Below are 22342 nucleotides of genomic sequence, written 5' to 3'. Positions count from 1 at the left end.
CAGCAGTCAGCTAAGAAATAACTCAAAGGCGGCCAGAGTAGTTGACGCGTATCGGCCAAGGTAGTTGACGTCTAATATTCCGACAGGCAACGTCTTTAAAGGCCTGACCACGCTGCTGATCCTCTTTCTGGCAGGCTGGACTGTCTTTAAAAACTGTCGGCGTGAGGAACCCGTATCCGACGCCACCGTTTCAGCTGCTGAACTGCCATTACCCGACACCCAGGGCCCCGTTGTACTGGTGTGTGGTGACATGCTGGATGCGCTGTTTCAGGGAAGCCCTCTGCGTAAAACAGCCCAGGGATGGTGGCTACGGGCCAGTGACGTCAGCCAGTTAACTGACGTTGTCCGCAGTATCCAGACGCAGTTCCCCCGCCAGGTCGGTCAGCTCTCGGTGATGTACCGTTGCCTGCCAGACCATCATCAGGATGAAGCCGTTCTTCGTTCCGCACTGAAAACGCTCCGCCAGCAGTGTAAGCAGATTAAATCCCTGACGGGTTTCACACTGCCGGTTGTGTTGAGTGCAGAATTTTCCGGGCCTGAAACGCCGTGGATTATCGTTCGGGGTGATAAGCCGATTGTCTGTCCGGTTAATGATTCGCCGCAGGCATTCATTGACTGGCAGCAGGCGGAAGACAATATCCTGGCACTGCCAGCCGTCAGCGAGGCATTTTCCTTTATCCGTAATACGCTGGCTGATGAGCTTGAAAAGCCTGATCGGTTAACGCCTCCTGAACGAGCATTTTCCGTGGCAATGCGCCTCGGTACCGTCCTTACTGAGACACAGTCAGTCTGGTCCGACTGGCTCTGTTCCCGCACCTGTTTGCAGTTTTCCCGAAAGTCAGGGCAGACAGCCCCGGCAAGCTTGTTCCCGGATGCGGTTCTGCCGCTACTGGCACCTTTTGCGTCGACGGTACAGGGAGGCCAGCGTACCCGTTGTCTGGTTCTGCTGATGTGGCTGTGTGTCCTGACCGCATTGGGGACTTCTGTGCTTAACAATCGTGATCTGATCCGTCAGGTAAGCACCGATTTACAGCGCTGGAATGCTATCCCGATGAACCATTACCGTCCTAAGGCGGAATCATTCGCCGCCCTGAAACAGGATGCGCTCCTGCTTGAGCGCTGGCAGCGTCAGGGAGAGCCTTTACGTTACAGCCTGGGCTATTACCCGGGGCAACGCCTGTGGCTGGCCTTGCAGCAGGCTATCGATACCTGGACACCACCACCCACCCCTGAACCAAAACCGGTACCCAAAATTGTACGACTCGACAGCATGTCGCTGTTTGATTCCGGCAAATCGGCACTCAAAGACGGCTCTACCAAAATACTCGTCAACGCACTGGTGGGGATCAAAGCCAGACCAGGCTGGCTTATCGTGGTCAGCGGCCACACAGACAATACCGGCAGCGTTCAGCTCAACCAGACCCTGTCTTTACAACGAGCGGAGGCCGTCCGTAACTGGATGCGTGATACCGGAGACGTACCTGAAAGCTGTTTTGCCGTGCAGGGATACGGTGACAGCCGACCGATTGCATCAAACGACACACCTGATGGCCGTGCGCATAACCGGCGTGTCGAAATCAGTCTGGTACCGCAGGCTGACGCCTGTCGTCTGCCAGGCGCAAAACATGCGTCACAGGATGTACGTGACGTTTCAACTCAAGAAATGGAGAAGTAAACATGGCAATTCCAGTTTATCTGTGGCTGAAAGACGATGGCGGCGCTGACATCAAGGGTTCCGTAGATGTGAAAGATCGTGAAGGAAGCATCGAGGTCGTTGCTCAGGAACACAAGCTGTACATCCCGACCGATAACAATACTGGCAAACTGACCGGAACCCGTATTCACACGCCGTTCCTGTTTACCAAAGAGATCGACTCTTCCAGCCCGTACCTTTACAAAGCCGTGACCACGGGCCAGACCCTGAAGTCTGCTGAATTCAAGTGGTACAAAATCAACGACGCAGGCCAGGAAGTTGAGTATTTCAACACCAAACTGGAAAACGTCAAGCTGGTGAAAGTTGCACCGAAAATGCACGACATCAAGGATCCTTCTTTCGAGAAGCATAACCACCTTGAGCAGATCGAGCTGCGCTACGAAAAAATCACCTGGACCTACAAAGACGGCAACATCATTCATTCCGATTCCTGGAACGAACGCACCACAGCGTAAGACCCTGGCGGGCAGATCACTTCTGTCCGCCTTTTTGTTTTGCTCCGCACAGCGCCTGTCAGACGGACGCTTTGCAGAGCAGTCTCACAATTTATTGGCATGAACCTTATGGGCATCGGTTGACGGCCAGGGGCGGTAGCGTGCCTGAACAAGAGGGAACGACATGGAACATCATTCAGCAGTCCTGCTACGACGACTTAACCCTTACTGCGCCAGAGCACTGGAAGGGGCTGCATCTTTATGTCAGACCCGTGCGCATGCAGAAATCACGCCTGAGCACTGGCTGCTGAAACTGCTGGAACAGGGGGAAGGTGACCTGACCGTTCTTGCTCGCCGCTATGAATGGGATATGGATGCCGTCTGGCAGTCACTCCTGAGCTGGCTGGATGCACAGCCTCGTTCAGTTCGCACACGCCCGGAGCTTTCTGCTTCCCTCCAGATGCTGCTGAAACAGGCCTGGCTTGCAGCCACACTCGCCGGAGATGAGCAGATCCGCAGCATACATTTGCTCACGGCCATGATTGAAACGTCAGGGCTGACGCGCTGCGATGGCCTCTGGCCTTTGATGACGCTGACCACCAGCCAGCTGGAAAGTTTACGTTCCTTGCTGGAAGCCCAGTCGGATGAGCGGCATGAGGCTGCGCTCAGTGAACAGCCTGGCAATGTCAGCATTATTGGCCGGGCGGCACCGTTACAACATGAAGCACAAAACCAGGCTGAAGGCGGAAGTGCACAGCCTGCCGTTTCACAGGAAGAGTCCGTTCTCAATCGTTTTACAGTTGATGTGACCGCCCGTGCCCGGGAAGGAAAGATTGACCCGGTCTTTGGACGCGATAACGAAATCCGCCAGATGGTGGATATTCTCTCCAGACGACGTAAGAACAACCCCATTCTGGTGGGTGAGCCAGGCGTTGGCAAAACGGCCCTGGTTGAAGGCCTGGCGCTACGTATTGCAGAGGGCAATGTGCCCGAAAGTCTTAAGCCCGTCATTGTCAGGACACTGGATCTGGGTTTGCTTCAGGCGGGAGCGGGTGTCAAAGGTGAATTCGAGCAGCGCCTGAAAAACATCATCGAGGCGATACAGCAGTCGCCGCTGCCGGTTCTCCTTTTCATTGACGAAGCCCACACCATTATCGGGGCGGGTAATCAGGCGGGCGGGGCAGATGCGGCCAACCTGCTGAAACCGGCGCTGGCGCGAGGCGAACTTAGGACCATAGCGGCCACTACCTGGAGTGAATATAAGCAGTACTTCGAACGTGACGCTGCCCTGGAGCGCCGCTTCCAGATGGTCAAAGTGGACGAGCCGGACGACGACACCGCCTGCCTTATGCTGCGCGGCCTCAAGTCACGCTACGCAGAGCACCACGGGGTGCATATTACCGATGAGGCAGTAAAGGCGGCCGTCACGCTCTCCAGACGTTACCTCACCGGTCGTCAGCTGCCGGACAAGGCGGTGGACCTGCTGGACACCGCCTCCGCCCGTATCCGCATGAGCCTGGATACGGTGCCGGAACAGCTGACCTGTCTTAAAGCGCAGCTCACGGCGCTGGATATGGAGAAACAGGCGCTGCTGGAAGATATCGCGGTGGGCAACAGCGCTCACGGCGAACGTCTGGCCGCCATCGAACAGGATGAAATCTGCATTATCCTGCAGCTCGACGAGCGGGAAACGCAGTACGGCCAGGAGCTGAAGCTGACGGAAGAACTGCTCGCCTGCCGCACGGATATCTCCCGCCAGGCAGAAATTAGTGACCTGCAGACGCAACTCACTATCGTGCAGCGAAACAATCCGCTGCTGGGCCTAGACGTGGATGCGCGAACCGTTGCCACGGTCATCGCCGACTGGACCGGCGTGCCGCTCTCCTCGCTGATGAAGGATGAGCAGACGGAGCTGCTGCGCCTGGAGAATAACCTCGGCAAACGCGTGGTGGGCCAGGATGCGGCGCTGAATGCCATCGCACAGCGCCTGCGTGCGTCGAAAACAGGCCTCGCCCCGGAGAACGGTCCGCAGGGTGTGTTCCTGCTGGTTGGTCCGAGCGGCACAGGCAAGACCGAAACCGCGCTGGCGCTGGCGGATGAACTCTTTGGCGGAGAGAAATCCCTTATCACCATCAACCTCTCCGAGTACCAGGAGCCGCATACTGTCTCCCAGCTCAAGGGTTCTCCTCCTGGCTACGTCGGCTACGGTCAGGGCGGCATTCTCACCGAGGCAGTCCGTAAGCGGCCGTACAGCGTGGTGCTGCTCGATGAAGTGGAGAAGGCCCACCGGGATGTGATGAACCTGTTTTATCAGGTCTTTGACCGGGGCTTTATGCGGGACGGGGAAGGGCGTGAAATTGATTTCCGCAATACCGTGATCCTGATGACGTCCAACCTGGGCAGTGACCCGCTGATGCATTTACTGGAAGAGCAGCCAGAAGCCACTGAGAGCGACCTGCATGAGTTGTTACGCCCGATCCTGCGCGATCATTTCCAGCCAGCACTGCTGGCTCGCTTCCAGACGGTGATATACCACCCGCTGGCAATGGATGCCATGCGCACCATCGTCGGCATCAAGCTGGCACAGGTGAGCACGCGCCTGCAACGCCACTATGGTATCTCCACTCACACTGGAGAAAGTCTCATCGACACGCTGACGAAGGCGTGCCTGCTGCCGGATACCGGTGCCCGCAACGTGGACAGCCTGCTTAACCAGCAGATCCTGCCGGTTCTGAGCCAGCAGTTATTAAGCCATATGGCGGCAAAACAAAAACCGTCCTCTCTACAGCTGACCTGGGATGAAGAAGAGGGCATTGTGCTGGCGTTTGACGCACAGGCAGAAGGGGAGTCGGCATGAGCAGTTCCCTGATCAACAAGGCTACCAGCGTGGTGCAACAGCTTTTAGGGCAATCACGGTACAGGGTTGATGTGCATGAATGCAGCCATTTCCTGGATGTGTTGCGTTACAGCGCGGTTGAATCACTCAGCCAGCCCTGGCGCTATGACGTGGCGGTCACCTGCTCCTCTGCGGATATTGCCTGCGACGCGTTACTGCTGAAACCAGCGTCATTCACTTTCCAGACCCCCGTGTTTGACGGAACACCGGCGCTGCCGGTCAGGACGGTTTATGGGGTGGTGGAGTCATTTCGCCGGATATCCACGTCCAGTGAGGATACCCGTTACGCGCTGACGATCGTTCCCCGTATTGCCCTTCTGGACTATACGAAAGGGAGCGAGATCTACCTCAATCAGTCGGTTATTGAGGTGGTTGAACAGGTACTGCGTAAACACGGTCTGGAAGGGCCTGATTTTGAGTTCCGGCTCTCCCGGGAGTATCCATCCCGGGAACTCATCACCCAGTGGCGGGAAACCGATCTTGAGTTTATTCAGCGCCTGCTGGCGGAGGTGGGCATTTACTGGCGCTATGAAATGGACAGCCGTCTTGAACAGGACGTGGTGATTTTTCAGGACAGCCAGGAGCAGTATGAGTTTGGCGTCACGCTGCCGTTACGCAACCAGGCCGGGATGAGTGACAGCGGGCAGGAGAGCATCTGGGATATTCAGACCGCATACAATGTGGTGAGCGGAAGTGTGGCCACCCGTGACTACAACTACCGCGAAGCGCTGAAACCTCAGGACAGCACTGAAAGCATTTTCAGTAAGGAAGGGATCACCACCGGGGAAACGTATCATTATGCGGAGCCCTTCCTGACAGAAGGTGATACTGAAAGCACAGAGACCGGAGCGTATTTCGCCCGTCTGCGTCACGAACGCATTCTGAATGCGCAATATCACGTCACCGGGCACTCCTCCAGCCCTCATCTGGCTCCTGGTCAGGTACTGGAAACTGATGGAACGCTTCCCGATACCGTCAAAGAAGGCATCGTCATCACCACGGTGCGCACCAGCGGCTCACGAAAAAGTAGCTTTACTCTGACCTTTGAAGGCATCCCGTATAGCGAAACCGTCTGCTGGCGTCCGGCATTGCTCAATCGTCCGGTGATATCCGGCTCGCTGCCTGCCCGGGTGGAAAGCACACAAAAAGGCGACACCTATTCCTGGCTCGACCCGGAAGGGCGCTACCGTGTGAAACTGGACTTTGACCGTAACAGTCCTGAACAGGGTTATGCCTATTTATGGCTGCGACTGGCTAAACCCTATGCCGGTGATACCTACGGATTCCACTCTCCGCTTATCGACGGAACTGAAGTGGCCGTCATTTTTGACAACGGAGATCCGGATCGGCCCTACATCGCCTATGCCCTGCATGATTCAGAACATCCGGACCCTGTCACCAGCGACAATCATACGCGGAACGTGTGGCGCACGCCGGCGAACAATAAGCTGCGGATGGAGGATAAGCGCCAGGAAGAGCATATCAAACTCGCGACGGAATACGGCAAAACGCAGCTGAATATGGGACACCTGGTCAATGGCCAGCGTGAAAAGCGCGGTGCCGGTTTTGAACTGCGTACGGATGAGCATGGCGCTGTACGTGCGGCAAAAGGGTTGTTCCTGACGGCGGATGCCCAGGCCAAAGCCCAGGGACCGGTACTGGAAATGGCCCCTGCGATAAGTCAGATTAACCAGGCCAACAGCCAGATGCAGGCCCTGAACAGTGCCGCAGAAGCCGCCGGAGCCCTGGTCAGTGATATCAATACCCAGATTAGTTTTGTGACCGACAAAATCAAAGACCTCCAGTCTGCGGTGCTGCTGGGTAGTGCTCCGCAGGGGGTGGCACTGACCTCAGGCGAACACTTTCAGCTCAGCAGTACCTGCAATACCATGATCAATGCCGGTCAACATCTTGATATCGGTGCGATGAAAAATCTGTCTGTCACGGTAGGAAAAGCTCTCGGTCTGTTTGTGCATAAAGAAGGGGCGAAGCTGGTTGCCAACCAGGGGGACATCGAGATTCAGGCTCAGCACAACACAATGGCACTGTTTTCTGAACAGCAGCTGACCGTGACCAGTAGTGAAAACGAAATCATTATCAACACCCCGGAAACCCTGATACTGAACGGTGGCGGGTCTTACCTGAGGCTGAGTAAGAACGGGATTGAGCATGGTTCATCTGGTGAGTTCATTATGAAAACGTCTGACTATCTGGTGCCAGGCACAGGCGCAAATCTCCCCAACGAAACACCCAATTTCAGCCTGACGGACATCACTCAGGAAAATAAAATGAGCAGTAAGTCATTTAATGACTGATATAAAAATAGTAAACAGGGGATATATACTATGAAATCAAACCTCAAAAAAATATTGTTATTATTGGCTTTTGTTTTCGCAATATTCTCAAGCCTCAGTTTTGGAGACAATAACAACCCAACGCTCGATACGAAAAGTCCAGAGTTCGTTGTTAAAGCGTTTTACTCTGATTATCTCTCTGCCTGGAATGATCCTGATGTGGGGAGTGGTGCAGAGAAAAGCCAGAACGCAATTGATAGCTATACGACACAACATCTTCAGCAACTTAACAGTGACAATGATACCGGGGCTGATTATTTTATCAACGCTCAGGAAATATGTCCTGACTGGGTTAATGAAATCGAGATTAAAACATTTTCCGTGAGCAATAATAATGTTGCAGTTGAGTTAACGCTTGGACATGCTGATAGTGAATCAAAATATGATATCGGCCTTGTTCTCAAAAATGATAAATGGCTAATAAATTCGGTGAAATTCATATCCAGAAAAACAGGTCATTGCAACGAGAACTAACGGAGAGACACAATGTTCAATCAAACCACTGCCCTGAGCACCTTAAAATCAAATGCTGCGGCTATTGCTGCCGTAAATAAAAAGAATTTCGATAGCGGCAAAGATAAAAATCTTAAGTACGGAATGTCCAGATGTGCGCATTATGTAAAAGTGGCATTAATTTCTGGTGGACTTTCTGCAAAAAACTCCGGAATTCACTCAGCAAAAGATTACGGACCATGGTTGGTTGAAAATAATTTTAAACCAGTTGAAGGTGTAACAACGGTAATTAGTGGTGGCGTATATTCTATCTCAGGCCAACAAGCCGGTGATGTTGCTATCATCCAGGCCGTGGGAAAGCATATCGACGGTCATATGACCATGTTCGATGGAACCAAATGGGTGTCTGACTTTGTGCAGGACCGAGGATTTTATCCTGGCCCAGAGTACAGGGAAAATAGTGTTGCATATAAACTTTATCGCTATGCCGGAGCAACGACTGAAACTAAAAGTACAGCCTCTACAAAGGGGAAAATAAATATCGTTTGGCCGATCCCCTCTAACAACCGTGGAAGTGAATTTGGTAGTCAGGAGGATATCCTTTCACACCTGGGTGGGGAGTCAACCGGACAGTACGCGATTGGCCGTAGCGGGATGTGGCATGGCGGTATACATATCACACATGCAACGACTCCGTGGTGTGCTCTCAGTGGCAAAGCCCCTCTGGAGGCATTCGATTTCCCGGTTGCCTTTAAAGGCGAGCAGGCTATACGTTGCATGGCTGATGGGGAAATCGTTGCTTATCGTGTCTGCAAGGATTATCTGACGCTTGGCTGGGAGTCCGGTCCGCTGAGTTTTTCGGGGTCATTTGTCCTGGTAAAACACTATATTCAACCAGGTGAGAAAGAATCCAGCGGGCTGCATTTCTACACCCTGTATATGCATCTTGCGCCGTATTCGGCCTATGAAAGTGAAAAAAAAATCCACTGGATAACTCAGGATACTCTCTCTGGTTATTCAGAGGCCGACTGGTTGATTATGGATTTGAGCCGCAGCGACCAGAGGCCAGCGAGTGCAGGCAATGTCAACAAAGGGACTGCTGTTACTTGGGATGCCTCAGATACTACCCTCACCGCCACCCAGGGGGGACGTACTTATGGACTGGCGACGCTGAATGCGGATAGCGGAAAACTGAAATCGGGCCAAAGAGTCTGGATGCTGGTCGACAATAACAACATTAAACCGGCGCCAGGAAGTGGCCCTGGGTGGTGGGAGCATTTGGTTCCACCGGCAAAAGAAGTCATGGTTTTTGATAAAACAGTCAGTCTCAGTTCACCTCTCCCTATTAAGGCCGGTGACTCGATTGGGCACATGGGCTACTATCAGGCACCAAAGGATGGGGGATATGAGGCGAAATATCAGGTGCATATTGAATGTACCAGCATGGACGATAACCTGGAAAAATTCCTGACCAATCCAGAGAAAGTGGGGGAGAAAAACCCACTCTGGCTGAAGTATTCTCCTGGCCTTGCTCTGTACACAAAAGACGTCGCGAAAGGCACCTTCTCAAAGGGGGCGACGTCAACAACTCGGACAAACATTCTTCCGTTGAACAAAGTCACAGTTGAAACGGATAAATCAACAAAACAGGAATACTGGCCGCTGCGGCCTGAAAATGCCTACGTGCCCAAAGGCCAGGCGGAGCCTCAACTGTTGTCACAGTATGATTTGGCGAAGTTGGGTTTCAGAACTGAAGCCGCAGAGCCTACCAGCTTTGATTACCTGGATGGAAAAAAACAGCCTGTTGGATTCTTCCGCAGCCTTATCAACTCACTTTACGAGGCAGCGACCGGTGATACCCGAACCAGCCATGCACTGGTGAAGCATAATTATCAGCGCCTTCTTGATAAAATTGATAGTGGAAGCGACAATTATTCGCCGATGGAATACTGGAGAGCACTTCATAATCCTGACTATCGTGATGTCGTTCAGAAAACAATCGTAAAACATCCCAGCGACTGGTACTTCAAAAAAGGCGATGCTATCTGGCAACCATTCCTGAATGCACTGAAGAAAGATGCTCCTGAATGGAATAAATACAGTGAAGATTTTCTGGACAAGATGGCATGGATGCAGGATGTCACCAAGGAGAAGCTAGGCCCCTCATTATGGCATATGCATCCAATAATGTTCCTTGGCGCTCTAAAACTACGACATGATATAGACTGGAGCAAGCTGACCAAACAACAGTTTACTGATGCGGTTTACGAAGCCGCTCTAAAAGAACAAGAAAAATCAGGAATTCCAGCGGCAATAACAACTGCTCAGGCCATTGATGAATCGGGGTATGGGCGTAAGGTTCCAGTTGATTTAAACAATAAGACATATAGTTTCAATCTCTTTGGAATAAAAGCTAAAAGTGGTCAGAAATTTGTTGAGATATGGACCACTGAACATATCAATGGGAGTGACATTAAAATTAAGGATAAATTTGCGGCATATGACTCTTTTGATGAAAGCATAGCCGACAGAACAAGATTCTTAACTGAGAACAAGAGATACGCCTCACTATTTGAAAGCGATGATCCTGAAAAATGGGCTCATGGACTTCAGAATAAAGGATATGCCACAGACCCTAATTATGCTTCAAAGTTAATTTCTATAATGAAAGGTAGTTACATGAAAAGCAGAGGTTTGAAATGATTAAAGTCATGCTATCCATCTTATTATATGGTTTCTGCTGCTATTCTTTTGCTAGCGATTTTTGTTCGAAGTTGTCCAAAACAGCCGAGAAGGAACAAGCATATGTAGATCATTCTATGAATATATATAAAGTTGTATCAAAAAAAAGACTTTACTTTAATAACGCACCGAGTGAGCAATGCAAGATTAATAATGTATTTATAGTTAGCGGTGATATTGTTTCAGGATACACCACACTTAATGGTTATTTGTTTGCTTCATACTTCAAGAAAAATGGCGATTCAGTTGATGGGTGGCTTAAATTATCAGATTTAAAAAATACTGGATATACAAGTGGCCCTTCAAGTGACGAACAAACGGCTTTTAATATTATTCCAGATGTCATTAAAAAGAACGCACTGACTACAGCATCTGAAGAATGTATCAACATCAGTGGAGATGACACTGACAATAAATACTACAAATTCGCTATAACCAAAAAAGCACTTGAAGAATGTAAAGGCGTGCCACTCACTCCTTTCAGCATCTTGGTAAAAAAAGGGACTCAAGAAATTTACACAAACCAAGGGGATGAAATAGATAAGTTTCACCCAATTGAATAAAATGCTGATTTTCATAGAGAGAAGATAATACGCCTGCATGAGTCTTAGATATGATGGAATTTACGATAGATCATTTAGGCAAACGGGCAACCTGGAGCTTACAAAACTTCACTGCACAAGAAAATCACAGAGCTGCCGTTTCGAAAATGAGGCATACTTTTATCGATGAGATCAAGGAGGGTAGAAAATAATGCCTCATAAAAAATTAATAGTCCCATTACTTTCGTTGTTGCCGTTGTCTATGTCATTTGCTGCAAGCCCGGAACAGTGCTACTCATATTTTACTGAGTTAGTGAGGAGCAGCAACTATCCATTTAATGAATGGAATATAAAACCCAACAAAGTAAACTTAATAATTGATGAAGATGATAATTCAATTATAAGAGCAAAATTAGTGGTTGATACCGATGGTACAGGCACGATTGGATGGGTTTTATTTGAAAAAAGTAAAACAGAGTTACTTAACACAACCATCGATCCAGAAAAGCCAATTAAACTAACCTATAACAATGAATACGAAAAAGCTCAAAAATATTGTCTATCAGGTGAGGTAATTTATCAGGTTCAAAGTAAGAAACGTGTGTACTTTTTTGAGAGAACTGATTCTGGCATGAAAAAAACAAACACTTTCATTGTCAATGGAGATTATGCTAAGCGATTAGAAACGCAGGACAAATACGCCCAAGTTTCTTATCAAACAAAGTCAGGAACTACAGTTACAGGCTGGGTTGAGTTGGCCTCATTGAGACAAATTGACTTTAAAAGCACCTGGTAAGAAACGCATATTGCAAATGTAAGGCATAGGCACCTTTCCAGGGAACACATAGATATGAGGTAAAAATATGCTTCAAATTATTCGAAAAGGCGATAAAACCACTCACGGCGGCTCGGTGCTGACCGCTTCTGAAACGATGAAATTCGGCGGTATCGGTGTTGCCCGCAAAGGCGACAAAGTGTCCTGCCCGGTCCCGGGACATGGCCCTACAACCATCATCGAAGGTAATCCTGATTACCTTGATCATGGTATTCCGGTCGCATTTCACGGTCACAAATGCGCCTGTGGTTGCACGTTGATCAGTTCATTTGCCGCTGCAAAGGTTGCCTGATTATGCCCGTCTGGCTGGATGCCATCCCTGAACAAGCCCCAAAAATAGCGCGTCCCGGCACCCGCCGCTGGCTGCTGTTCCTGGCATTTATCATGCTGGGGGGCATAGCGCTCACGCTATGGTGCTGGACGTCAGAAAGAACAGGATTTGTCTTCTGGTTCACCGCTCTGGGTCTTCCATTTTGCACCTGGGGGCTTATTTTCGGCTTACGCCGATTTGCCTATAAAGCAGAACAGGTCGGTGCGGAATCACGCAATGCCGAGCGGGAAGCACTCATCGACAATGAAATTCTGCGCGGCCAGCGCTGCGCCTGGATCCTCGGTACTTATATTCAGAGTCCGGCCGGAAACAAAGCCGATGACCTGCTGAAGGCAATGAAAGTCGCGGCCCCCGCTATCGACTTCTCTCGCCCAAGAGGATGTGACAAACCGGTCAGATACGCGGCATTACCAGAATATCAGACAGATTTAACGAAGGCCCTGAAAGCGGCGGTTAATAAACTGACCACGCGTGTAGAGGGAATAGTTAAGCCGCTTCCGCCCGAGCTGCCATGCTGGCTGGTGCTGGATTGTGATAACGATCTGTATTCCCTGATTGAAGAGAAGCTTAAAGCCGATCTCTCACTCAAGACGGGCAGGATTTTTCGCCTGATGCCCGGAAAAGGGCTGGGGGCGTTTGATGCCTGGCTGGACAAGCGATGGGACAACCCAGGCATTCTGGTTGCCATCACGCTGTCGTTACCGGCGTCTCCCCGGGAAGAAGATGCTGATGCTGTCTCAATGGTGGTATTAAGCAACCGCAAAGCCCATGCCTGGCCGGATGCGCTTCGCCTTCATCGCCCCGAAAGGGGAACAGAAACAACGCTCACAAAGACGCTCAACCGGGCGCTGCTCTGGGCGAAGACCCTGCCCAATGAACTCAAAGGAAGCTGGATCTCCGGTTCCACATTGACGTCGGGCAGCGGCTGGAATAATGCCTGCGAAGAGAGCGGTGTTGAATTTAGCCTTTCAGAAGACAATTCCAGTATTGATCCCGTGCTTGGCTATACCGGCCATGCTGCTCCATGGCTGGCCATCGCGCTTGCCAATACTGACGTTGAACAACGAGGCGCGCAGGTTATCGCCGCACAACCCGCCGCTGACAAGGACGACATCTGGGTCGCCGTCATCACCAAAGAAGAAGTTCGCAAGGAATCGCCTAAGAATGTCTAAGGTAAAAGTAAAAACACTCATCGGCTCCGTTGTGACTGTCGCGTTTTTTCTGACGGTCATCGTGGCATTTCTGTTTTATGCCTTTCCGGTAAATGTGGCTTCGGCCACCGGATTCGGACCGTATGACGGCCAGCGCATACTCACATTCTGCGCCATGCTGGTTGCCGCGCTGTTTTTACTCGGCTGGCTGACAGAGAAGGCTTTCGACTTCGCCGGTAAATCGGGGTTGTACTTCCACTGGGGGCAGAAAAAGTCTCAGATTGCCGCTCCGTTGACGAGCCCAATTCCCAGTGAAGAAGATGACGATGAACCGGTCTTCAGCGAAGACGCCGTGTCCGAACACCTGCGCTTTCGCTATGGACGCCGCTGGCAGCGTAAGGTGCGACTCCTGCTGGTGACGGGCAACCCGGACGACGTCCAGAAAGCGGCCCCGGGTCTGTGTCATGACCTGTGGCAGGAAGGTGACGATAACGTACTGATTTATGGCGGTGATGCGCAGTCACTTCCGGATGAGATCTTCCTTTCAAAACTGAAGCGCCTGCGATCTGGCCAGCCGGTTGATGGCATTATTCAGGTGATGAGTACTTCAGCCCTCCCGACGGATAGCGAACGGGATGCTTTCTTGCGTTGCCGCCAAAAAGCCGATCATCAGCTGGGCTGGCAGGCTCCTGTCTGGCTGTGGCTGACTGATAGAGCCAACGGTGCTCAGCAGGACACAGAAACGGCTGCGACAGGGGTGATATTCGGACCGGAAGGCACTGTAAAAGAGGCGGGTAAGGCATTGACTACGCTGTCTCAGCGCCTGCAAAAAGCCGGTATGGCACAGATACTGAATAATCCGGCTCATGACGGCCTGCTTCAGTTATCTTCCCGTCTGCAACACGAACTGAAAGCCAGTCTGACTGTGTTGCTCAGCGGGTTGATGCAGGGATCTGCGGCCTGGCGTTTACGCGGTGTCATGTTCAGCCCTGAACTGGCCATTGCCGGAACGGTGCCGAACACGCGCCCCGACACACCGACATGGAAAGCCGTCATTGATGACTGTGATGCCGCCAACGGCAGGAAACTGGGCTTTGACTGGCTGAAGATGCTGCGGTTAATTCTGTTTTCCCTGATTGTCCTGTGGGGAGCCGGTACCCTGCTGTCACTCATCGTTAACCGTACCCAGATTTATCAGGCGCAGGAAACGGCGAGGCAGGCAGCGGACACTGCAAAACCACTGGCTGAACGCCTGCACAACCAGCTCGTACTCCAGCAAGCCATTGCCCGTCTGCAACATCGTGAGGCGACCGGCGCTCCATGGTACACCCGATTTGGTCTTAATCAGGACAGCGACACGCTGGCCGCACTCTGGCCGCTGTATGCGAAAAATAACGCTCGGCTGATGAGGGATGCCACAGCAGATAGTCTCAGGCAGCAGCTGAATGCGTTTGTGCAACTTCCTCCTGCCAGTGATGCCCGAACACAGGGCACACAGCATACCTACGACGTGCTCAAAAGTTATCTGATGCTGGCCCGTCCGGATAAAGCGGACGCGGGCTGGCTGGCAAAAAACGTACTGGTCGCCTGGCCGAAGCGTCAGAATGTGCCGGATGGCACATGGCAGGACCTGGCACCGAAACTGCTGGGCTTTTATGCGCAAAACCTCCCGGCACATCCCGAATGGAAAATTAAGCCTGACGCTGAATTAATCAGCACGGTCCGTCAGATCCTGCTCAAGCAGATTGGCCAGCGTAACGCTGAGTCCGGGCTTTACCAGGACATGCTTAAGCGCGTTGCCAGCAACTGGCCTGATTTAACGCTTGCTGATATGACCGGCGACACCGATGCCTCAACAGTATTCAGCACTGACGAAATCGTTCCTGGAATGTTTACGCGCCAGGCCTGGGAAGAGCAGGTACAGGATGCAATTAACGAGGTCGTCAAGACACGACGTGATGAAATCGACTGGGTCCTGACGGATAAGACGCACCAGACAGGGAGCGATATCTCCCCGGAGGCGCTGAAGGCCCGCCTGACTGAACGCTATTTTACCGATTTTGGTAATGCCTGGCTGAACATGGTCAACAGCATACAGTGGCAGGAAGCCACGTCACTTTCCGAAGCGATTGCCCAGCTCAATCTGATCGGCGATGTCCGTCAGTCACCGCTGGTTGCACTGATGAACACGCTGGCCTGGCAGGGAAAAACGGGGCAGAAAGGTGAGGCACTGGCTGATTCAATCGTGGACTCAGCGAAAAAGCTGATCGGTCAGAAAAAAAATGCCAGACAGTTTATTGAACAGGCACAGGGCCCTAAAGGTCCGCTTGATGGCGTATTTGGGCCACTTATGGGGCTTATGGAAGGTAAAGAGGGCACCGGTGCCAACGGTAATCTCAGTTTCCAGTCCTGGCTGGCCCGTGTAACCCAGGTGCGGCTGAAGCTTCAGCAGGTTACCAGCGCCCCGGATCCGCAGGCCATGTCTCAGATGCTGGCTCAGACCGTATTCCAGGGCAAAGCCATCGATCTGACCGACACCCGCGACTACGGCAGTCTAGTTGCGGCGAGTCTGGGGCAGGAGTGGAACGGATTTGGTCAGTCGTTATTTGTGCAACCCCTGGATCTGGCCTGGCGGCAGGTTCTTGCCCCGGCGGCGGGAAGTCTCAATGCCCGCTGGCAGTCGACCATTGTCGATCAGTGGAATAAAGCCTTTGCGGGACGGTATCCGTTTAAAGCCACCGGCAGCGATGCCTCCCTGCCGTTGCTGGCTCAGTTCCTGCGTAGTGACTCAGGCCGAATCGCCACCTTCCTGAAAACAAACCTTGGCGGGATCCTTCACCAGGAGGGGAATCACTGGGTCGTTGATCCTTCTGCAAGTCAGGGGATGGTTGTCAGTCCGGATTTCCTCCGGGCGATTAATCAGCTGGCGGAACTGTCAGATATCGTGTTCTCTCAGGGCGATGCGGGTGTTCACTTCGAACTGATGGCGCGTCCTTCACGGGATGTTGCCAGAGTACATCTTACCCTTGATGAGCAGAATCTGGATTACTTCAATCAGATGGAAAGCTGGCAGAGCTTTACCTGGCCGGGGAATACTTACTATCCAGGCGTGTCGCTCAGCTGGCGTAGTGTAAACAGTGGTATGCAACTCTTCTACGCCAGTAACCAGGGTAACTGGGGTCTCATTCGCCTGCTGGACAAAGCCCTGATCACGCCTCTTGATGCCAGCCGTATGCAGCTGGTGTGGATCACACCGGACGGGAATCCGCTAAAGTTCGTCATGCGCAGCGAGCTGGGCGACGGTCCGCTCGCCTTGCTGAAGCTACAGGGATTTACGCTGCCTGCGTCCATTTTTAACGTTGCTGCTGGCACCGAAGGCGTTGAGTAAAGATGAACAGGGGCATTCATCCCGCGCTGGCCTTTGCTAAACAGGTAGAGGGCTGGTCTCCAGGTGTATTCAGCAGGTTGATAAGTGGCGGGAGACCGATTCACTTGCCCCATGGCGGTATATGACGTTTCGCCAGTGTAAACGCTGGCTTGCGGACTGGCTGAAGCGTAACCCTGCGCCAGAAGAAGGGTTCCTTTGTCCTCAAATTATGAAGCGTTTGCCGCCGCATATCGTTTATATGACGCTCGCGGCCTGGCGCACCGGTAAAACACTGCTTCATTGCGATGAATCCCTCTTCCGGATGCTGGGTGAAACCCGTCAGACCGATGCTCTGTCAGGCGAAATGCTTCGCCACCTGCCATTCTGGGGATTCTGGCTCGATTTTCCGGCTGACATGGTTTTTTCTGAAGGCCATGGCGCACTGATGGGCGCATTTTTCACCCTTGCCGATCATGATAACCAGACGGATGCGCTGCTCGCCCTGACGCTCGCTCAGGATCCACTTTCCCGGGAACACATTCCGATGGGGATGGCGTATCTCGCCTTAACCGATCCTGTCTCCACGGCCATCAGCCAGCAGGAGGAGGGGATCCGTGGATTCTGGCACGCCGTGCTGCCGGTGCTGTTCTGGCTTTGCTCGGAGAACAGCGAGTGGGGAAGACAGGGGAAACCTGTGAGACCAGCGCCCAGACGCGTCGGAAAGCATCAACGCCTCATCCCGCCGGACAAGCCTGTGCAGATTTTTGCAGGTGCCCGGGCCGGTTCCGCGCTCAGGCAGGTACCACGAGCGCCGGAAGCCAGTACATCAGGGGACAGCCCCTCCACACCCCATCGGCGCCTGCGCCCCCATGTCAGAAAAGCCCACTAGCAAAGCTACTGGAAGGGCAAACCCACTCAGGGGGAGGAGAAAAGTATGCTGCTGAAATGGAAGCCACCACAAATCGTCAATGGCAAGGACGACGATTCTCTGGAAGCGGTCGTGAGATTTATGAAAGAGACTAACAAACTGGAAAAAGAATGAGTTCACCGGAAGATCTGTTAACCGCCTGCGCCAACAGCCAGGAAGAAAGGCAGCGCCTCATTTCCCGGGCAAATGATGCCCTGTCACTCTGGGATAACTGGCTGCACCCGTTCACCTTGGGGTCTGAAACAGGGGACGATCCTGCTTACGATGATAATTTTCAGCTTATGCGTGAAGAGATTAATAAGCTTTCGGGTACCGATTCAACGCTGTTGTGCGAGCTGGCCCGGACGTGTCTTTGCGAAAGCGCCAAAGATATTCGTGTTGTCACCTGGTACGTTCAGGCCCGCCTCAGCCGCGACGGTGAAAAAGGGTTGTCCGAAGGCTTACTGCTTCTTGCTGCGATGCTGACCCGCTACGGGCAGGCCTGCCATCCCCGGCGCCCCACTGCCCGGAAAGCTGCGCTGGAGTGGCTGAACAGTGCAAAAGTGATTGATGCACTGCTGTTATGGCCCGAGGTGGACAGCAATGATGCCGGTCTGACGGCGGGAGCCATAAGCCTGCTTGAATCCACAGTGGCAGACTGGCCGGAAGCCGAGAAACCGTCTTTTGCAGGGATTTGTACCGCGCTTGAAAACCGCCTGGCACGTTCGGGTGGTATGGAAGCGCTGGTCCCCCAGAACAGCAGCGCCCGGGAGCACGGACGTGAATCAGCCCATTCGGATTCCCCACAACTGTCAGCGGTGAAATCGGGCCGCGATTTACTCGACCAGACCAGGTTACTTTCCCGCTGGCTGAGCGAGCAGCCGCAGGGTTGGCTTGCTTCTCACCGGCTGATAAAGACCGTGCGGTGGGATACGGTCGATCAGATCCCCCCACTCGACAGTAGCGGTCGCACCCGCCTGGTACCGCCGAAACCCGAGTATCGCGCGCAACTTAAGCGGCTATATCTTCAGAAAAACTGGACCGAGCTGGTTGAGCAGGCCAGCCAGATGTATTGCGAAGGGGTCAACCATTTCTGGCTCGATCTTCAGTGGTACTTCTGGCAGGGGCTCAGCCATGCTGGCCAGCCCTGGGATACCTGGGCTGACTCCGTCCTGTTCGATCTGCGGCTGCTGCTTAAACGCCTCCCGGGGCTTGAAGGGCTGGCATGGAATGACGGCACCCCCTTTGCCGACGAAGTTACCACCGCCTGGATTGCTGAAAAAGTGAATGAAGAAGGTCTGATGTATGGCGATGAACCCACTACCGTCGTTAATGGTCAGGCTGATGATGTGCTGCTCCTTGAGTCTGAAGCCATGGAGAAGGGGGACACGGAAGGGCCCGAAGCGGCGCTTGCCTGGCTCCAGTCCCGATCGGGGATGGACACACCACGCCATCGCTGGCTGATACGCCTGCTGATGGCCCGGGTGGCAGAGCAGTATGGCCGGAACGATATGGCGCTTCATCTGCTTGGCGAACTGACTACGCGTGCACCACAGCTGACGCTGGGAGAGTGGGAACCCGGTCTGCTGTTTGAAGTTCAGGCCCGCCGCCTGAAGCTGCTACGTATTAAAGCCGGTCGCAGCGAATCCGATAAAGCCCGTCTGATGCCTGAGATGGATACGCTACTGGCGGGTCTGATCGCCATCGACCCGGCCCGTGCCATGGTGCTCTGTGGTTAATGTTTTCTTTAATAATTTTCAGGAATGCCGTGCATGGATGATTTAACCCTGCGCTATTACGAAGCAGAGATGCGCTACCTGCGAGAAGCCGGTAAAGAGTTTGCCCGTGCCCATCCGGATCGGGCTGCGATGCTTAATCTGGATAAACCCGGTGCTCGCGATCCCTACGTGGAACGCCTGTTTGAAGGTTTTGCCTTCCTGATGGGCCGTTTGCGTGAAAAGCTGGATGATGATCTGCCGGAGCTCACCGAAGGGCTGGTGAGCCTGCTGTGGCCGCACTATATGCGGACTATCCCGTCGCTGGCCATCGTTGAGTTCTCCCCTGACTGGCGTAGTCTGCGTCAGACCGAAATGCTGGCGGAAGGCTTCTCCGTGCTTTCACGCCCTGTCGGGCCGCATAAAACAGCCTGTCAGTACCGGACAACCCGCGATGTGCCGCTACAACCGCTGCACCTTGCTGACGCCCGCCTGCATACGGAAACCGATGGCCGCTCTGCTATCCGTCTGCGCTTCGAATGCCCTGAAAAAGTGGACTGGAGTAAAGCCGGGATCGACAAGGTCGCCATATTCCTTAACGCAGAGAGTCCGGTTAGCTCTGCGCTGCATCTGGCAATGACCCGCCGTGTACATGCCATGTATGCGCGCCATTCAGGGACATACACCGAACGTCATCAGTTTGATGGCTGGTGCAAACCCATGGGCTTTGATGACAATGACGACCTGTGGAAGAAAGCAGATACCGCCTTCAGTGGTTACCAGCTGCTGCTGGAATATTTCAGCTTCCGTCCGAAATTCATGTTTGTTGAGCTGCGCGGTCTCGACACCATCGGACTCACTGAAGCCAGCTCCTGGTTTGAAATCGACATCGTGCTCAGTGAAGCCTGGTCATCCGATCTGCCTTTTGAAACGGAAAACTTCCGGCTGCACTGTGCGCCCGTCATTAATCTCTTTGCCCTGGAAGCCGATCCGCTGACGCTTAATCCGCTGGATAACGAATACCTGCTCAGGCCGTTGCGTCTCCAGGATGGTCACACCGAGATTTACAGCGTCGATAATATCCATGGTGCGGTGAAGAATGGCAAACACCCCTGGGTGCCCTTCACCAGCTTCCGGCACCGGGGCGGGATGATGCGCCACGATGCACCAGAGCGTTATTTCCATACTCGTGTGAAGCGGGGTCCGTCCGGGCTATATGACACCTGGTTGATCCTCGGCGGCCGCTCGTTCGAACTGGAGCAGCTGTCTGAGAAACCAGAGTCGCTCTCGATGCGGATCACCGGTACCAACGGGCAGCTTCCGCGTAAGGCACTGGAAAGTACCCTGCTGGACAGGGTGGTCAAAACCGGCAAAGTGCCCGTCAGAGTATTAAACGTCACAGCGCCGACAATGCCGCTGTACCCGCCCGCCAACGACCGTTTTCACTGGCGAGTGATGAGCCACCTCGGCTCAAACTTCCTCAGCATGATGGACAATCCTGAGGTCCTGCGGGGCACGCTGGCGCTCTACGACTGGACCGACGATGAAATGAACCGCCGTCGGCTCGAAGCTATCGTCGCCGTGAAGCACACCCTGATCCGACGCTTTGAGAAGGGCTTTATGCTTCGGGGCGTGGACATAGAGGTCACGCTGAACATGGATAATTTTGCAGGTGAGGGCGATGTGAATCTCTTCGGCGAGATGTTGCACCGGTTCTTCGCGCTCTATGCGGATATTCACCTCTTTAACCAGCTCACGCTGGTGCTGCAACCGACAGGAAAACGACTGAGATGGCGCGAGAATCACAGCCAGCACGTACCGGGCTGACATTAGTCCTGAGCAAAGATATCTGGCGGGCTAATTTTTATCGTTTCTGCCAGCTGCTGGAGCAGGAATATCCGGACGCGCCGAAACTGGGCACCACCAGCCATCCGGCCAACGATCCGGTACGATTCAGGCCCTGGCCTGGTATGGGATTCCCCATCAGTACCCTCAAAGCGGTGGAGACCGACGAAGACAACCCGACATTGCCCCCAACAGTCCGTACGACATTTTTGGGGATGTATGGAGTGGATTCCCCTCTGCCAACGGCCTATCTGGACGACATTGCGCAGCGCCGCGAAGGGCACGAGGCGGTCACCTCATTCCTGGACATTTTCAGCCATCGGAGCACCACGCAGTATTACCGGATCTGGCGAAAATATGCCTATCCGGCGACATTCGAGGCAGGTGGCCGCGATGCCACATCACAGTGTTTGCTGGGTCTGGTCGGACTCGGTATACCGGGCACGGCTGGGCGGGTGGCAACACCGGTTTCCCGTTTTCTGGCCCTGCTGGGCACCATGCGTTTGCCCACCCGCAATGCCGAAGGCATCCGGGCCCTGGTGAGCCTGCTGGCACCGAATACCCGGGCAATTATCACCGAACCCGATCCGGTTAAGGTGCATATCGATAACCGTAGCGGGCTGGGTGCCGGGAACCGGATCCGTCTTTCTCAGCGAGCCACGCTGGGTAAAACCGCAAAAGAAGCATGCAGTCGGGTACTGGTGACCCTGGAAACGGAAGATCCAGGCGAGGCAGAAGGCTGGTTACCTGGTGGTGTCCTCCATACCGATTTGCTGGTTCTGTTGCGCGTCTATCTCGGCTACCGCAGTGACGCCAGACTGCGCCTCACCGTCCCCGTGCGATTGTTGCCTGAACCCCGCCTTGGCAAAGGCAGGCGTATCCAGTTGGGCCGTGCCGGTTTACTGGGTCTGAAAGCTGGCAAGCTCAGCAATAGCCGGGAGAGTCTCACCGTCAGTCTGGGCTGCTATCAAGGGCTGCAATGTTCTGCGCTACCGCCCGCCAAAGACGGCCATTACCGTTTCGACTAATCACGTATTCCCTCTCTCAATAAAGGAA

General features: G+C 53.3%; 15 protein-coding genes. All 15 read left to right on the top strand.

Translation table 11 applies throughout. The features are described 5' to 3' along the window. Positions 1–64: 64 nt before the first annotated feature. The 15 genes from FU672_RS03155 (at position 65) to tssG (ending at position 22314) form a co-directional block, all read left to right on the top strand. A complete protein-coding gene (locus tag FU672_RS03155) occupies positions 65–1675 on the top strand; it encodes an OmpA family protein (RefSeq protein ID WP_148242109.1) in 1611 nt (536 codons plus the stop codon). A 2-nt stretch (positions 1676–1677) separates the two neighbouring features. Further along, complete coding sequence (locus FU672_RS03150; RefSeq protein WP_148242108.1) at positions 1678–2169, top strand: Hcp family type VI secretion system effector; 492 nt, start codon at positions 1678–1680, stop codon at positions 2167–2169. 163 nt (positions 2170–2332) lie between these two features. Beyond that, positions 2333–5005 (top strand): type VI secretion system ATPase TssH, encoded by a 2673-nt coding sequence (gene tssH / locus FU672_RS03145; RefSeq protein ID WP_148242107.1) that lies wholly within the window; start codon positions 2333–2335, stop codon positions 5003–5005. Next, positions 5002–7359, top strand: a complete 2358-nt coding sequence (locus tag FU672_RS03140; RefSeq protein WP_148242106.1) for a type VI secretion system Vgr family protein — start codon at positions 5002–5004, stop codon at positions 7357–7359. The genes tssH and FU672_RS03140 overlap by 4 nt, the downstream gene beginning before the upstream one ends. A 30-nt stretch (positions 7360–7389) precedes the next feature. Further along, positions 7390–7872: a DUF3828 domain-containing protein gene (locus tag FU672_RS03135; protein WP_148242105.1), complete on the top strand. Its 483-nt coding sequence runs from the start codon at positions 7390–7392 to the stop codon at positions 7870–7872. 12 nt (positions 7873–7884) lie between these two features. Then, complete coding sequence (locus FU672_RS03130; protein ID WP_148242104.1) at positions 7885–10554, top strand: glycoside hydrolase family 73 protein; 2670 nt, start codon at positions 7885–7887, stop codon at positions 10552–10554. Next, the gene (locus FU672_RS03125; protein ID WP_148242103.1) at positions 10551–11156 is read left to right on the top strand and encodes a hypothetical protein; all 606 of its coding nucleotides are present in this window, start codon (positions 10551–10553) and stop codon (positions 11154–11156) included. Before FU672_RS03130 ends, FU672_RS03125 begins: the two co-directional genes overlap by 4 nt. 190 nt (positions 11157–11346) lie before the next feature. Beyond that, a complete protein-coding gene (locus FU672_RS03120) occupies positions 11347–11931 on the top strand; it encodes a hypothetical protein (RefSeq protein WP_148242102.1) in 585 nt (194 codons plus the stop codon). 67 nt (positions 11932–11998) lie between these two features. Further along, positions 11999–12262 (top strand): PAAR domain-containing protein, encoded by a 264-nt coding sequence (locus tag FU672_RS03115; protein WP_111465610.1) that lies wholly within the window; start codon positions 11999–12001, stop codon positions 12260–12262. A gap of 2 nt (positions 12263–12264) precedes the next feature. After that, on the top strand, positions 12265–13473 hold the full coding sequence (locus FU672_RS03110) for a KPHS_23130 family T6SS system protein (RefSeq protein WP_148242101.1): 1209 nt from the start codon (positions 12265–12267) through the stop codon (positions 13471–13473). Continuing rightward, positions 13466–16840: an ImcF-related family protein gene (locus FU672_RS03105; RefSeq protein ID WP_148242100.1), complete on the top strand. Its 3375-nt coding sequence runs from the start codon at positions 13466–13468 to the stop codon at positions 16838–16840. The genes FU672_RS03110 and FU672_RS03105 overlap by 8 nt, the downstream gene beginning before the upstream one ends. A gap of 121 nt (positions 16841–16961) precedes the next feature. Further along, positions 16962–17708 carry an AcrVA2 family anti-CRISPR protein gene (locus FU672_RS03100; RefSeq protein WP_148242099.1) on the top strand — a complete coding sequence of 249 codons (747 nt, stop codon included), beginning with the start codon at positions 16962–16964 and terminating at the stop codon, positions 17706–17708. A 149-nt stretch (positions 17709–17857) separates the two neighbouring features. Then, positions 17858–19465 (top strand): type VI secretion system protein TssA, encoded by a 1608-nt coding sequence (tssA, locus tag FU672_RS03095; RefSeq protein ID WP_148242098.1) that lies wholly within the window; start codon positions 17858–17860, stop codon positions 19463–19465. A gap of 33 nt (positions 19466–19498) precedes the next feature. Next, entirely contained in the window at positions 19499–21268 is a 1770-nt protein-coding gene (tssF, locus tag FU672_RS03090; RefSeq protein WP_148242097.1) for a type VI secretion system baseplate subunit TssF, read from the top strand. Continuing rightward, entirely contained in the window at positions 21232–22314 is a 1083-nt protein-coding gene (tssG, locus tag FU672_RS03085; protein ID WP_148242096.1) for a type VI secretion system baseplate subunit TssG, read from the top strand. The genes tssF and tssG overlap by 37 nt, the downstream gene beginning before the upstream one ends. Positions 22315–22342: the final 28 nt, after the last annotated feature.

The sequence above is a fragment of the Enterobacter asburiae genome (genome assembly GCF_008080435.1).
Lineage (GTDB): Bacteria > Pseudomonadota > Gammaproteobacteria > Enterobacterales > Enterobacteriaceae > Enterobacter > Enterobacter asburiae_C.
The sequence above is the reverse complement of the archived record's forward strand: the minus strand, read 5'-3'. Positions and strand labels throughout refer to the sequence as shown.

Bases quoted from the DNA above. Each gene is read 5' to 3' on its own strand.
- FU672_RS03150 (WP_148242108.1), top strand. From the start codon at position 1,678: ATGGCAATTCCAGTTTATCTGTGGCTGAAAGACGATGGCGGCGCTGAC.
- tssH (WP_148242107.1), top strand. From the start codon at position 2,333: ATGGAACATCATTCAGCAGTCCTGCTACGACGACTTAACCCTTACTGC.
- FU672_RS03140 (WP_148242106.1), top strand. From the start codon at position 5,002: ATGAGCAGTTCCCTGATCAACAAGGCTACCAGCGTGGTGCAACAGCTT.
- FU672_RS03135 (WP_148242105.1), top strand. From the start codon at position 7,390: ATGAAATCAAACCTCAAAAAAATATTGTTATTATTGGCTTTTGTTTTC.
- FU672_RS03130 (WP_148242104.1), top strand. From the start codon at position 7,885: ATGTTCAATCAAACCACTGCCCTGAGCACCTTAAAATCAAATGCTGCG.
- FU672_RS03125 (WP_148242103.1), top strand. From the start codon at position 10,551: ATGATTAAAGTCATGCTATCCATCTTATTATATGGTTTCTGCTGCTAT.
- FU672_RS03120 (WP_148242102.1), top strand. From the start codon at position 11,347: ATGCCTCATAAAAAATTAATAGTCCCATTACTTTCGTTGTTGCCGTTG.
- FU672_RS03115 (WP_111465610.1), top strand. From the start codon at position 11,999: ATGCTTCAAATTATTCGAAAAGGCGATAAAACCACTCACGGCGGCTCG.
- FU672_RS03110 (WP_148242101.1), top strand. From the start codon at position 12,265: ATGCCCGTCTGGCTGGATGCCATCCCTGAACAAGCCCCAAAAATAGCG.
- FU672_RS03105 (WP_148242100.1), top strand. From the start codon at position 13,466: ATGTCTAAGGTAAAAGTAAAAACACTCATCGGCTCCGTTGTGACTGTC.
- FU672_RS03100 (WP_148242099.1), top strand. From the start codon at position 16,962: ATGACGTTTCGCCAGTGTAAACGCTGGCTTGCGGACTGGCTGAAGCGT.
- tssA (WP_148242098.1), top strand. From the start codon at position 17,858: ATGAGTTCACCGGAAGATCTGTTAACCGCCTGCGCCAACAGCCAGGAA.
- tssF (WP_148242097.1), top strand. From the start codon at position 19,499: ATGGATGATTTAACCCTGCGCTATTACGAAGCAGAGATGCGCTACCTG.
- tssG (WP_148242096.1), top strand. From the start codon at position 21,232: ATGGCGCGAGAATCACAGCCAGCACGTACCGGGCTGACATTAGTCCTG.